Here is a 13,311-nt window from a genome sequence, read left to right on the forward strand (position 1 = left end):
GCAATGGCACCGAACCGGGTGCGGGGCATGACAGCACTAGACGACTTTCACCCCGATCTCGCACCACTCGCCGCGCAACTCCCCCAGCACATTATCGACGCGTCGACCCTGCCGCAGATACGTGAGGCGACCGAACAGCTGAAGGGTGAAACGTCGTCCGACGATGTTGAGACGACTCAGCTGCCATCCGGGGCCAGCATGCGCGTGCTGCGTGGTCAGGGCTGCACCGCTTCGCGGGCTCCGGGACTGTTGTGGCTGCACGGCGGAGGCTACGTCATGGGCACGGCACGCCAGGACGAGACTCTGTGCCGCCGATTCGCCGACGAACTCGGGATAACGGTCGGCGCAGTCGATTACCGCCTCGCGCCAGAGCATCCCTATCCCGCCTCCCTCGACGACTGCGACGCGGCATTGAGCGCGCTCGCCGGGCTCGACGGAGTCGACTCGACCCGAATCGCTGTTGGCGGTGCGAGCGCAGGCGCCGGCGTCGCAGCTGCGTGGGCGATCCGTTTACGGGACCGAGGCACGGGCGGTCTGTGCTTCCAATTGTTGACGTATCCGATGCTCGACGACAGAAGCACACAGCGCGCGCACGCCAACGCGGACAACTTCCGCCTCTGGGACAAGGCGAGCAACGAGTTCGGGTGGTCGGCGTATCTGGGTGACGCGGACCCCGCGCAGGCGGTGCCCGCCCGTCAGGCCGACCTCAGCGGCCTGCCTGCGGCCTGGATCGCTGTCGGCACCCTGGACCTGTTCCACGACGAGGCTGTGGCCTACGGCGACCGGCTGCGTGCGTCCGGTGTGCCCTGCAAGGTGAGCATCCTGCCTGGCGCGTTCCACGGTTTCGACTCCGTCGCACCAGAAGCCGGCATTTCGCAAGAGTTCTTCGCCATGCAGCGCGACGCGCTGCGTGCGGCGTTCAGCCACTTCAAGGAAGGGAGTTGACGGTGGATCTTCAGATGGCGGGCAAGGGCTACGTCGTGGTCGGTGGAACGGCTGGGATGGGGTTGGCGGCAGCACGGGCATTGGCCCGTGAGGGCGCGACCGTCGTGGTGGTCGGACGCGACGCCGACCGCGCGAAGGGCGCGGTGGCGCAGATCGCCGAGGCGGGGGCTACGGCGGCCCATGGCTTGGCCTTCGACGTCAGTCAGCGTGGTGCGGCGATCGCCGCAGTCGATGAGGCTGTCGGGATCCTGGGCCGGCTCGATGGGATCGCCGTCACCATGGGCACCGCGGGGATGATGCCGATCGAGTCGGACGACGATGCTTGGGACACAGCGTTTCACGATGTGCTGCTGGCGACGACTAGAAGCGTGCAGGCTGCCCTGCCGCATCTCGAGGCCACACGGGGCGCGATCGTGACCACCGCCGCGTACTCGGCGCGATCGCCACATGAGCCGCGTCTGCCTTACGCGAGCCTCAAGGCGGCCGTGGCCACGTTCACCCGCGGTATCGCGCGTACGCACGGCAAGGCGGGCGTCCGGGCGAACAGTGTTGCCCCGGGTGCAGTGGAGACCGACGCGATGCACGCCGTCCGCGGATATGTCGCCGAGAGCAAAGGATACCCCTACGAGGAGGCACTTGAGCGGGCGCTGGTCGAGGACTTCGGCTTCGACGCGGCCCTCGCCCGTCCCGGGCAGCCGGACGAGATCGGTGCGCTGATCGCCTTTCTGCTCTCGGACACCTGTGCCTTCCTTACTGGACAGACGATCTATGTCGACGGTGGAGCGCCGTGATCTTGCCCATCTCAACCTGCTCCTGTCTGTCTTACGCCGCAAGCTTGAACCCGACCGGAGCCATCGCGCAGACGTGGACATCCCACCGAGTCCCGGTATGTCGATGAGCGGCAACGTGCGCCCGCTTGCGGGTCTTGCCAGCGTTGTCGCCGTCGGTGCGATCGTTGCTTTGGCTGTAGGCATGTTTCAGGGTGAGTTCACTGACTCCGTCCCATTGACGGTGATGTCACAGCGCGCAGGCCTGGTGATGGACCCTGACGCGAAGGTGAAGCTGCTCGGCGTACCAGTCGGCAGGGTCGTTTCGATCGACGAGCGCCCGAACGGCCAGGCCGCACTTCACCTGGAGATGGAACCAGCGCAGCTCGCCCAGATTCCGGCCAACGTGCGCGTAGACATCTCATCAGCCACCGTATTCGGTGCGAAGTCTGTGGACTTGGTGCCCCCCGCCAACCCCTCGCCACAAACCCTGCGGCCGGGGCAGGTGCTCGACGCCGGGCACGTCACCGTTGAGTTGAACACCATCTTTGCGCAGCTAACCTCTAGTGTTGTCGAAGGTCCAGCCCGAGAAGCTCAACGCGACGCTCGGCGCCATCTCTTCAGCGTTGGATGGCCGCGGCGAGAAGTTCGGGCAGATGCTGACCGACCTGGACAGACTGCTGGCCAAACTCAACCCCAGCCTGGATAACCTGAGTCACGACTTCGAGGCCGCGCCAACGGTGCTCAATGCGTATGCCGACGCCGCGCCCGATCTTCTGACGACGGCCGAAGCCGGGACGCAGATCAGCCAGACCATCGTCGATGAGCAGAACAGCCTCGATGCGCTACTGGTCAGCAGCATCGGCCTGGCCGATATCGGTAACGACGTGGTGGGAACCAACCTGAACCCACTGACTGATGTACTTCACCTGCTCGTGCCGACCTTAGATCTCACCAATCGGTACAACGCGGCGCTCACATGTGGCCTGGAAGGCCTGCACATACTCGGATCGGGACCGCCATCGCCAGAGCCCGGAGTGGTGATCACCACCGGGTTTTTGCTGGGCCTGGAACGGTACCGGTACCCGGCGAACCTGCCGAAGGTCGCCGCCAAGGGTGGACCGCAATGCACCGATCTGCCCCAAGTCCCCTTCGACGGCCGTCCGCCATACGTGGTCAGCGATATGGGCACCAACCCGGCGCAGTACGGAAACCAGGGCATCCTGCTGAACTCTGACGGACTCAAGGAGGCGTTGTTCGGACCGCTTGACGGGCCCCCACGCAACACTGCGCAGATCGGGCAGCCCGGATGACGGGGGGACGATCCTGAAGTTCGGGGCATTCGCGGGGGTCATGGTGCTGATGACGCCTTCCTTTTCGCGATATTCGGGCAGTACCGGACCGGCTCGACGAACTCGTACTCGGCAGTGTTCACCGACGTCTCGGGACTCAAGGCCGGCGACACGGTCCGGGCGGCCGGTATGCGGGTGGGCACCGTCAACAATCTGTAGTTGCAACCGGACAACACGGTCGTGGTGACATTCGATGCCGACCGTGACGTCGTGCTAACCGCCGGCAGCAAGGCGGCGGTGCGCTATCTCAACCTCGTCGGTGATCGGTATCTCGACCTGGTCGACAGTCCCGGGTCGTCCAGGCTGATGGCGTCCGGCGCTCAGATTCCGGTCAATCGCACGCTGCCTGCGCTCGATCTCGATCAGCTGCTGGGCGGCCTGAAACCGGTGATCTCCGGCCTCAATCCGCAAGACGTCAACGCGCTGACCGCGTCGCTGCTGCAGGTGTTCCAGGGTCAAGGCAGCACGTTGGACTCGCTGATGTCGAAAACTTCGGCCTTCACCAACGACTTGGCCGACAACAACCAGGTGATCCAGCAGTTGATTGACAACCTCAACACGGTGGTTGCCCTGCTCGCGAAGGACGGCGACAAATTCTCCGGCACCGTCGACCGCTTCGAGCAGCTGATCACCGGCCTCGCCGAGGACCGTGATCCCATCGGCGCCGCCATCGACTCGCTGAGCAATGGAACCGCGTCGATCGCGGACCTCCTCAGCACTGCTCGGCCTCCGTTGGCCGGCACGGTCGAGCAACTCAACCGGCTGGCTCCGCTGCTCGACCAGGACAAGGCGCTGCTGGACACCGCGCTGCAGAAGGCTCCGGACAACTACCGCAAGCTGATTCGTCTGGGATCCTACGGCAGTTGGATCAACTACTACATCTGTGAATTCTCGTTCCGGGTGAGTGATCTGCAGGGCCGCACCGTCGTGATTCCGTGGATCAAACAGACAACCGGGAGGTGTGGTCCCCGCTGATGCTCAAATACCGCGGATCCAACCTTATTCGGCCGGGAATTATCGGCATCAGTCTGATCGCGCTCGTCATCGCCGTCGGGCTGCAACCCGAGAAGCTGATTTCCTGGGCGACATCCATCCGGCACCACGCGCTGTTCGCCGAGGCCGGCGGACTCGCCGTGGGCAACGAAGTCCGGATATCGGGGATGAAAGTGGGTTCGGTAACTGAAGTTTCGCTGGAAGGTGCCAAGGTGGAGGTGGCATTCGTTGTCGACAGCGCAGTCCACCTCGGGTCGGAGAGCGCCGCGCACATCCGGACCGGCACATTGCTCGGTCAACGGATGCTAACCCTGGAGTCGGCAGGCAACGGATCGCTGCACTCCGCCGACGCCATCCCGATCTCGCGTACGTCATCGCCGTACTCGCTGACACAGGCGGTCGGCGACCTCACCACCAACACCGCCGGCACCGACACCGAAAGCGTCAATCAGTCCTTGGACACGCTGTCGGCGACCATCGACCAGATCGCGTCGCAGTTGGGCCCGACATTCGACGGGGTGAGCCGGCTATCGCGCTCGCTGAACAGCCGAAACGAAACGTTGCGCGAGCTGTTCAAGGGCGCCAGTCAGGTCAGCGGTGTGCTGGGGGAGCGCAGTCAACAGCTCAACACCCTGATCCTCAACGCCAACGACCTTATTGGGATGCTCAACGATCGGCGCGAGGCCATCGTCAGCCTGCTCGCAAGCATTTCTGCGGTGGCCCACGAGTTGTCGGGACTGGTGGCCGACAATGAAAAGGACCTTGCACCGGCGCTGGAGAAACTCAACTCCGTGACGGAGATGCTGGAAAAGAATCGCGACAACATCGCCAAGGCGCTCCCAGGGCTGGCGAAGTATCAGGTCACCCAGGGCGAGACCGTCGCCAGCGGCTTCTACTACAACGCCTACGAGCCCAACCTGTCCCCGGCGCAGATTCTGCAGCCCTTCCTCGACTATGCGTTCGGATTCCGCCGGGGCGTCAACGCAGGGCAGCCACCGGACAACGCCGGCCCCCGAGCCGAATTCCCGATCCCCTACAACGGAATTCCTGGAGGTACGCGATGAACCGGATGCGATTCACGGCCATATTGGCGTGCCTGCTGGCAGTGTTGCTTGCGGCCGGGGTCATCGTCCTGGTCCGGCAGATGTACTTCGGTCCCACGCGATCACGCCCCTGTACTCGATTGCGGTGATCCTGTCGTTTCTGGCCAGCCAGTTCACCACGGTCGTGTTGTTGGGCCAGTCCGGCGGCCTCTATGACCACTACTTCAACACCTTCCTGAACCCGATCGACCTGCTCTGGTCGTTCCTACAGGCGATTCTGATGGCACTGGCCATCCTGTTGATCCACACCTACTACGGCTTTTTCGCGACCGGCGGCCCTTCCGGGGTCGGCGTGGCAGTGGGCAACGCGGTACGCACCTCGCTGATCGTCGTCGTGTCGGTGACGCTGCTGATCTCACTGGCCATTTATGGCTCCAACGGCAACTTCAACCTGTCGGGCTAAACATCGCAGGGTCGTGGCGTGTCAAATGGCAGCGGGGTGTGGTGAGACGGCGGCGGCTACTGCTGGTCTTCCAGGATGTGTGCGTAGGGGTCGGCTTCGGAACCCACCGTTTCGGGCATCGGATAATAGGTTTTGATGAGCAGATTTCCATCGTCGTCCCACGCGAATGTCTCTATGCTGTAGGCTGTTTGGACGTTCGGCTCGGTGCCGAAGTGGTTCTCGCAGACCCAGGCCATCTCGTTGCCGTTGACTTGAACCGTGATCATCGTGATCTTGAGGATCGACTGGAACATGTCGAAGGCGTCACCCGTAGCAGTGTCGAAACCTCGCTTCTCCTCGGTGCCCACTGGGTCGAACATGCGAACTTCAGCTGGTGCGATCGTGCGCCACGACGCGATCCACTCGTCTCGCTTGCCTGCGTTCCACAACTCGGCGTGTTGGGCCGCGTGGGCCAGGCGGGCCTGACGACTCGGAACTGCACTCATCTTCGGTCTCCGTTCTCGGGGTTGGGTTGTTCAGTGTTGGATCTGGAAAGGCTTGCCGTCGAATCGGTCCTGGGTGGTGAATTCCTCGACGGGTCTGCGTCGGAGCTTGCTGAGCTGCCGTGTGGGTTTACCGAGGGGGACGAGGGCTGCGACCGCATGGGTGTCGGGGATGCCGAGAAGCGCTCGGATACTGGGCTCCTCCGGGATGGCCATGGTGGTGAGGGTGCCGCCGTATCCCTCGTTTCGGGCGGCCAGCAGGATGTTCCAGACCAGCGGGTAGACCGATGCGCCGCTGGCCATGCCGATCCTGTCCAGGTGCTGGTCCATCGCGGCCACGCACGTCAAGTCGACGGTGATGACCAGCACAACCGCCGCAAGCCGGAACGGCGCGATGAACAGGTCAGGCACCTCGGTTTGGGTGACGGCTGACGAAGACACTTCGCAGGGGACTGTCGGGTTCCAGGGTTTCTCGCCCGCGACGGCCTGGGCCGTGTATTGGCGTGCGCCTGGGACGGTCAGCTCTGCGAGCCGTTCGCGTAGGGCCGCGTCGCGCACCACTGTGATGTGTGCGCCCTGCCGGTTGCCGCCGCTGGGTGCGAATCGGGCGTTGTCGATGATCCGGTAGAGGAGCGGATCGGAAAGCGGGTCGTCGGTGAATTCGCGCACCGCGAAGGTGGTCCGCATGACGTCGTAGAGTTCCATCGTCACTCGCTTCCTGGTCACCCCTGGCGGGTGCGCGACGCTCCGACCATAGCGACGGCGAGGACGGCGGGTTCGCTTCCGCGATTGTGCCAGCGGTGCCGTGTCCCGTTCTGAATGTTCACGTCACCGGGGCGCAGTGTTGCCTCGACGCCCTCGTCGAGTTCGAGGATGATCTCGCCGGAGATCACGATCTCCATGTCCACGGTGTCGGTGGTGTGCATGCCGGGATTGTCGAATTCGCTGGTCTCCAGCATGCCGGGCAGCTTTTCCTGCAGATCACGCAGGCCGGCTTCGATGTCGAGGCCTTCGAGGTCGGCGGTGCCATCCCCGGGTGGAAAGGTCAACAGGAAGAAGCGAAACCCGCCGGCCGGGGGGAGGAAGGTTGTCTTGGGCCCGTTGGTGCCGGCGTCGGGGTGGGTCGGCGGTGAGTCGGCGCGCCAGAGTTCGTGATAGACAGTGGGGCTCAACGTCACGATCGTCGGTTGGACGACGCCATCGTCGACGATGATGGCTTTGCCCTGCTCGTCGTGGCCGGTAACTACGCGACGTACGCTCATCGAGGTCCTCTTCTCGGGGGGCTGCATGGGGGGAGTCATTTCGCGATGAAGCTGTTGCGAAGGGCCATCCGCTGAATTTTCTCGCTAGCGTTGCGGGGCAACGGTTTATCGGTCAGCGCTAGGTATTTTGGCACCTTGAAGGCGGGCAGTTCGGTGCGAAGGTGCTCGTGCAGTTCGGTTTCGGTGAGTGCGGAATCGGCCTGGGGGTGGCACACCATCGCCAACTCCTCGCCCATGGCATCGTCGGGGACGCCGAAGACGGCGACCTCTTTCACCGATGGGTGTCGGTAGGCGACGTTCTCGATTTCGATGGGGGCGATGTTCTCTCCGCCGCGGATGACGATCTCCTTGATCCGCCCGGTGATGTGCAGGAAGCCGTCGTCGTCGACATGGCCCAGGTCGCCGGTGCGCAGCCAGCCGTCGGAGGTGAACGCTTGCCCGGTGATGTCGTCACGGTGCCAGTAGCCGGGAGTGACGGTGATGCCGCGCAGTTGAATTTCACCGTCCAGTCCTGACGGGAGCGTGTTGCCCGCAGTGTCGACAGCCCGTAGGTCGATGATCGGTGAGACGATGCCGGCGGCCATAGGTTTGAGATCGAACACCGGTCCACTCATGGTTGCGCACACTGATGTGGTCTCGGTCATGCCGTAACCCGACGACCGGTTCTCGATGCCGAGTCTGTCGCGCAGCAGCTCGGGAAGCCCGGTGGGAGTGGCGGCCCCGGCTGAGGCCACTCGCGAGATGGACGACAGGTCGAAGTCGTCGAACTTGGGATGAGTCAGCAGGTCCTTGAGGATTGCCGGCACGGTCGAGAGCATCGTGATCTTCTCGGTCTGGATGGTCCGCATCGCCGTCTCGGCGTCCCATTTGCGTAGTAGCACCACCTTGTGTCCTACTGCGCACGGCACCAGAAATCCGCTGAACAGTCCGGTCGCGTGAAACAGCGGCACCGTCACCAGCGGCGCTTCGACGGTTGCGCCTCCGCGCAGTTCGACGGGGCCGCCGAATTCCAGGGCGAGGAACCCGACCAGCATCATGTTCATCAGTGCCTGCCCAACCGAGACATGCTGGTACACAACCCCTTTCGGGTGTCCGGTGCTACCCGATGTGTAGAGCAGCATCGCCGTGTCTTCGGGGGCCGGTTTTGCGGCGGAGTACTCGCGACCGCGACCTGCTGCCACGGCGTCCCGGATGATTCGTACGTCGAGACCCATCGCCGACTCGTCTGCCAGGTGCGCTATGTCGCCGTCGACATCGCTGAACAGCACCGCCAATGGACCTTGGCGGAGTGCATCCGCCGCCAGCCTGAGCCGGGGTAGGTCAGCGGCGAGCACGGTCGGATCCGAGTCGCGCAGCGTGAACTCGAGCTCTTCGGCCGATCCCCAACTGTTGAACGGCACTGGGATCGCGCCGACATGGATGGCGGCCGCAAAGGTCACGAGCCAGTCCGGACAGTTGCGCATGGCGATGGCGATCCGGTCCCCGGGATTGACGCCCATGTCGTGCTGCAGGGTGGCGGCCAATCCGTCGACGTCGGCGAAGAACTTATCGAAGGACCACCGTTGATCACCAAAGACGAGGAAGTCGGCAGCGCCGTGCCCGCGCCCCGAGGTCAGAATGTCGAGCACCGTAGGAGTCGCGTGAGTGAACACCCGTTGGGGCACGCCGGCCACCCGCCGCTCGGTCACCGCGAAGATCCCATCGGCGGCTGTCAACCGGCGTACGGCTTCGTGGACGAGTTCAGGAGTCAGAGTCACGTTATCTTTCCTTCGATCCGTCAGCGGTTCGCGAACCCACGGCAGTAAAACTACACCGTTTTCCTACATCATGGTGGTGCCGGTCACAAGGCGGGCCGCGGCCGTTGTCGCGACGTGCACGGTTAGAACAACGTCGTCACCGTAAGATGACGGGCATGTCGTGGCTGCAGCTCAACCTCACACCTCAGCGATGCCGGTCAGTCAATGGCTAAGCCGCTCATACCGGTCGAGGCGATTTACGACCACGCCTTGGCACTGATCGACGCCGATGGTGCGCAGGCGCTCAACGCGCGTCGCCTGGCTGCGGACCTCAAGTGCTCCACCCGCACGCTCTACCAGCAGGTGGGAAATCGCGAAGAGCTGATTCGGGCGCTCGTCGGCCGCCACTTCTCGCAGCTGCAATTGGACTTCCACGAATACGACACCTGGGAGTCCACAGCCCGCCAGTGGAGTCTCGCGCTACTCGGCGCGCTGCAGGCGCATCCGTTCCTAACCCAACTGATGACTATCGATGACCGCGCTGCCGTCGAGTCCTATGTCGATAAGTTGCTGAAGTCGCTGGTGCGGTCCGGGATCGACCGCCGGCTCGCCACGGAGTTCTGCCGGTCGTTGGTGAACACGACGATCAACCACACGATTGTCGAAACGCAGGCGCTGCACCCGGCGCCACCTACCCGCACTGGTGGCGTCGATGCGAAGAGGCGCCAGCGGTCCTTTCTGCGAACCATCGACTGGATCATCGGCGGCGTACGCCAGGACGCGCTTTCAGCGACAACCGCCAGTCGCCGCTAGCTCGACGGGGCCCGCCACACACCCGAGCCATTTCAGAAAACGATGTTGTTTAATGCACGGTATGAACGACGATGCGGCTGCAAACCCGCCCAACCACGGTCCGCTCCATGGGATACGGGTGGTTGAGTTCGCGGGAGTGGGCCCGGGGCCGCACGCGGCGATGGTGCTTTCGGATCTGGGTGCTGACGTGGTGCGCATTCAGCGGCCGGGTTTATTGCCCGTTGCCCGGCTCAACGCCGATGGGATGCTGCGGGGGCGTGCGGTGGTGGAGGCGGACTTGAAGGACGATGGAGACAAGGCCGCGGTCATGGATCTCATCGCGCGCGCCGATGTCCTGGTCGAGGGTTTCCGCCCGGGGGTAATGGAACGACTGGGATACGGCCCCGAGCGCGTGCAGCCCTTGAACCCGCGCCTGATCTATGCGCGGATGACCGGCTGGGGCCAGACCGGGCCGCGGGCGCCACGCGCCGGCCACGACATCAATTACTTGGCTTTGACCGGATTCCTGCACGCGATCGGGCGCCGAGCCGACCGACCGGTCCCGCCGTTGAACCTGGTCGGCGACTTCGGCGGTGGGTCGATGTTCCTGCTCGTTGGCGTCCTGGCTGCCATCATCGAGCGCCAGACCTCTGATCGCGGCCAGGTGATCGACGCGGCCATCGTCGACGGGGTTTCGGTTCTGGGCCAGATGATCTGGGCGTTCCGTGGAATCGGGCTATGGAGCGACGAACGCGGTACCAACATGCTCGACACCGGCGCGCCGTACTACGACACGTATGAAACCGCCGACGGCGGCTACATGGCCGTCGGAGCCATCGAGCCGCAGTTCTACACGGAGTTACTCGTCGGCCTCGGTCTGTCCGGCCGTGCGGACTTCCCCGACCGCAACGACGTGTCGCAGTGGGAGTTGTTGCGGGAGATCTTCACAGAGGCGTTCCTGGCCCGTACCCGCGACGAATGGGTCGGGGTGTTCGACGGTACCGACGCGTGCGTCACGCCGGTGCTGACGTTCACCGAGGCCGCCACCGACTCGCACATGACGGCCCGCGGAGTCGTTGGCGTCATCGACAACGTCATGCAGGCGTCGATGGCGCCCCGGTTCTCACGCTCGGTGTCCCGCGCTCCAGAAGGGCCCGCCCGCGTGGCCACCAAGGCGGGCGCGGTATGGAACGACTGACTACGACTTTGCAAAAATATGAAAACAATGTTGTTCTAATATCCTGGCCCGAAACGCCCGTCGGGCAGGAGAGGTAGTCGTCATGGCATGGGACTTCAGCGCTGATCAGGATTTTCAACCCACACTCGACTGGGTTCGGCGCTTCGTCGACGAGGAACTGCGGCCGATCGAGCCGCTGCTTGCGCATCTGTCACCGCAGCAGGCCAAGAGCCTGTTGGACCCGCTCAAGGATCAAGTTCGCGAGCGAGGCTTGTGGGCCGTGCATCTGCCGAAGGACATGGGCGGCAATGGCTTCGGCCAGCTGCCGCTGGCCCAGATGAACCTGATCACAGGCCGAGTGGGCCTGGCCATGGAGGTCTTCGGGAACATGGCCCCGGACTCGGGCAACGCCGAACTGATCGCCGAAGGCGGTACCGAGGAACAGAAGGACCGCTGGTTGTGGCCCAACCTGCGGGGCGACATGCGTAGTGCCTTCGCCATCACCGAACCGTGGGTGTCTGGCACCGACCCGACGCAGATCGAGTCGACGGGCGTGTTGACGGGTGACGAGTGGGTGCTCAACGGCCGCAAGTGGATGATCACCAACGCCTCGATCGCTGACTTCATCATCTTCATGGTGGTCACCGACCCGGAGGCGCCACCACATCTGCGGTGCTCGATGATCGTGGTGGAGAAGGACACCCCGGGGTTGACCATCTTGCGTGACATCCCCTCGATGCACGACCCCGATGTCACGTTCGGCCGGATCGGCAACCACGCCGAGGTCGTGCTGGACGATGTGCGCGTCCCACGCGACCACCTGATCGGCCCACAGGGCCATGGGTTCGTGCTGTCACAGGTTCGGTTGGGTCCGGGACGATTGCATCACGCGACGCGCTGGCTGGCCGAGGCCGAGCGGGCGTTCGACATGATGTGCGAGCGAGCCCAGTCGCGGTCCTCGTTCGGCAAGAGCTACACCCGCCATCAGATGGTGCAGGAATACATCGCCGACTCCCGTATCGAGCTGGAGACGGCGAAACTCCTGACCCTGCGGGCTGCGTGGAAGTTCGACCGGGAGGGCAACCGAGCCGCGCGCAGCGACATCGCCATGTGCAAGGTGTACAACGCCCAGGTTGTGCACAACGTGGTCGACCGGGCATTGCAGGTGCACGGATCCCTTGGCTACAGCGGCGACATGCCGCTGGAGTCGATGTACCGGATAGCGCGGATGGCCACACTCGTCGACGGCGCCAACGAAGTGCACAAGGTCAGCGTCGCCAAGAGTGAGCTGGCCCGGTACGAGGCCGTCGACGGCTGGCCCACCGAACACGTCCCGACCCGACTGGCCGCGGCCCGATCGCGCTTCGCCCACCTGTTGGAAGCCAGCGCGTGAACCGTACCGCGGCGGCTTTCGACCTGCCACGCGTCAGCGGCTGATCCTGGGGTCCCCTTGTCCGTCATTTTCTACATCGACGGCGACGCGGTGCGCCGCAACGGACTGCCCGATAGCACATGGAGACGTTCGATCGTGCCGGAAGTCTCCTATGCGAAGTATCGACGCGGCGAGTCCAGCAATCCGCACCACGAATCCGGTGCCGGTGGCATACGCAGATTCGCCGCTGGCGAGAAAGACACCGAACCTTGAGACCTCGGAAACGTCCCGGTGAGGCCGACGTCGATGATCTGCTCCCACTTATAGTTCTGGACTTCCTGGAGCTCTACCAGTCGCAAGAAATTGTTCGATTTTCGCAATAAAGTTATATTTTCTCTCAATTTCATTTGTCACGTAAGCGCGAATCTCTGTGATAAGCCCATCTTTAACTTCAAAACAATCACAGTCATAGTCAGTAAATGATTCTCCCGTTGGAGGTAGAACCAGGCCTGGCATCAGTGGAAAAGGCTCGGTAAAAGTTCCTTTTTCAGTAAATTCGCACACCACCCGGTCGCCCGAGGCTATCAAACTGGTCATATCCCAGCTCCAGTCGGGAAATGCGGTGAAAAATGTCACCATTATTTCCCTCCAGCCCTGCTTGTTGAGCGGCATCCAGTGAGTACTGTCACCTAAGCGAATGAAGTCTTCAGACATAAGGGCCGATGCGGCTTCAAGATCCTTACTGACGTAAGCATCACTCCACGCTCTAACAACCTCTTCGGGTGTCATATTTTTAGACATTTTCAACTCCCAGTTTGAGTGTCCGCCAAATGCAAGCCTGTATCCAGGCATTACCGGCGCAATCATCCGTCGAAGGCGCCTATACGCCCCTTGTCCGTGATTTTTTCGGGCGCTCCTCTATTCCCT

12 protein-coding genes and 3 pseudogenes are annotated in these 13,311 nt (G+C 63.3%); 10 read left to right on the forward strand and 5 right to left on the reverse strand.

Features of this window, described 5'->3' with window-relative positions:
• Nucleotides 1-27 precede the first annotated feature (27 nt).
• From HBE63_RS04145 to HBE63_RS04170, 6 genes and pseudogenes are all read left to right on the forward strand, one after another.
• The gene (locus HBE63_RS04145; protein ID WP_166903524.1) at nt 28-945 is read left to right on the forward strand and encodes an alpha/beta hydrolase; all 918 of its coding nucleotides are present in this window, start codon (nt 28-30) and stop codon (nt 943-945) included.
• A gap of 14 nt (nt 946-959) precedes the next feature.
• Nucleotides 960-1,736 (forward strand): SDR family NAD(P)-dependent oxidoreductase, encoded by a 777-nt coding sequence (locus tag HBE63_RS04150; protein ID WP_166909354.1) that lies wholly within the window; start codon nt 960-962, stop codon nt 1,734-1,736.
• A gap of 97 nt (nt 1,737-1,833) precedes the next feature.
• A pseudogene (locus HBE63_RS04155) lies at nt 1,834-3,025 on the forward strand (MCE family protein).
• 40 nt (nt 3,026-3,065) lie between these two features.
• A pseudogene (locus HBE63_RS04160) lies at nt 3,066-4,039 on the forward strand (MCE family protein).
• Complete coding sequence (locus tag HBE63_RS04165) at nt 4,039-5,121, forward strand: MCE family protein (RefSeq protein WP_166909356.1); 1,083 nt, start codon at nt 4,039-4,041, stop codon at nt 5,119-5,121. The pseudogene HBE63_RS04160 and the gene HBE63_RS04165 overlap by 1 nt, the downstream one beginning before the upstream one ends.
• Before the next feature lie 97 nt (nt 5,122-5,218).
• Nucleotides 5,219-5,563, forward strand: a pseudogene (locus HBE63_RS04170) (ABC transporter permease); the annotation flags it as partial.
• 56 nt (nt 5,564-5,619) lie between these two features.
• On the opposite strand, the gene HBE63_RS04175 reads toward HBE63_RS04170, so the two are convergent.
• Genes HBE63_RS04175 through HBE63_RS04190 form a run of 4 tightly spaced genes read right to left on the reverse strand, consistent with a single transcriptional unit; the run spans nt 5,620 to nt 9,064 of the window.
• A complete protein-coding gene (locus tag HBE63_RS04175) occupies nt 5,620-6,048 on the reverse strand; it encodes a hypothetical protein (protein WP_166903526.1) in 429 nt (142 codons plus the stop codon).
• Nucleotides 6,049-6,078: 30 nt separating this feature from the next.
• Complete coding sequence (locus tag HBE63_RS04180; protein ID WP_166903528.1) at nt 6,079-6,750, reverse strand: nitroreductase family protein; 672 nt, start codon at nt 6,748-6,750, stop codon at nt 6,079-6,081.
• 17 nt (nt 6,751-6,767) lie between these two features.
• Nucleotides 6,768-7,307, reverse strand: a complete 540-nt coding sequence (locus tag HBE63_RS04185; RefSeq protein WP_166903530.1) for a cupin domain-containing protein — start codon at nt 7,305-7,307, stop codon at nt 6,768-6,770.
• Between the two features lie 35 nt (nt 7,308-7,342).
• Entirely contained in the window at nt 7,343-9,064 is a 1,722-nt protein-coding gene (locus HBE63_RS04190; RefSeq protein WP_166903531.1) for a class I adenylate-forming enzyme family protein, read from the reverse strand.
• Between the two features lie 204 nt (nt 9,065-9,268).
• On the opposite strand from HBE63_RS04190, the gene HBE63_RS04195 reads away from it, so the two are divergent.
• The 4 genes from HBE63_RS04195 (at nt 9,269) to HBE63_RS04210 (ending at nt 12,657) form a co-directional block, all read left to right on the forward strand.
• A complete protein-coding gene (locus HBE63_RS04195) occupies nt 9,269-9,856 on the forward strand; it encodes a TetR/AcrR family transcriptional regulator (protein WP_166903533.1) in 588 nt (195 codons plus the stop codon).
• A 61-nt stretch (nt 9,857-9,917) separates the two neighbouring features.
• The gene (locus HBE63_RS04200) at nt 9,918-11,033 is read left to right on the forward strand and encodes a CaiB/BaiF CoA-transferase family protein (RefSeq protein WP_166903535.1); all 1,116 of its coding nucleotides are present in this window, start codon (nt 9,918-9,920) and stop codon (nt 11,031-11,033) included.
• An 82-nt stretch (nt 11,034-11,115) separates the two neighbouring features.
• Nucleotides 11,116-12,405 carry an acyl-CoA dehydrogenase family protein gene (locus tag HBE63_RS04205; RefSeq protein WP_166903537.1) on the forward strand — a complete coding sequence of 430 codons (1,290 nt, stop codon included), beginning with the start codon at nt 11,116-11,118 and terminating at the stop codon, nt 12,403-12,405.
• Between the two features lie 57 nt (nt 12,406-12,462).
• Nucleotides 12,463-12,657 carry a hypothetical protein gene (locus HBE63_RS04210; RefSeq protein WP_166903539.1) on the forward strand — a complete coding sequence of 65 codons (195 nt, stop codon included), beginning with the start codon at nt 12,463-12,465 and terminating at the stop codon, nt 12,655-12,657.
• A gap of 48 nt (nt 12,658-12,705) precedes the next feature.
• Here the strand turns inward: HBE63_RS04210 and HBE63_RS04215 are convergent, their stop codons facing one another.
• Complete coding sequence (locus HBE63_RS04215) at nt 12,706-13,251, reverse strand: ester cyclase (protein WP_166903540.1); 546 nt, start codon at nt 13,249-13,251, stop codon at nt 12,706-12,708.
• Nucleotides 13,252-13,311: the final 60 nt, after the last annotated feature.

The organism is Mycobacterium sp. DL440, from assembly GCF_011745145.1.
GTDB lineage: Bacteria > Actinomycetota > Actinomycetes > Mycobacteriales > Mycobacteriaceae > Mycobacterium.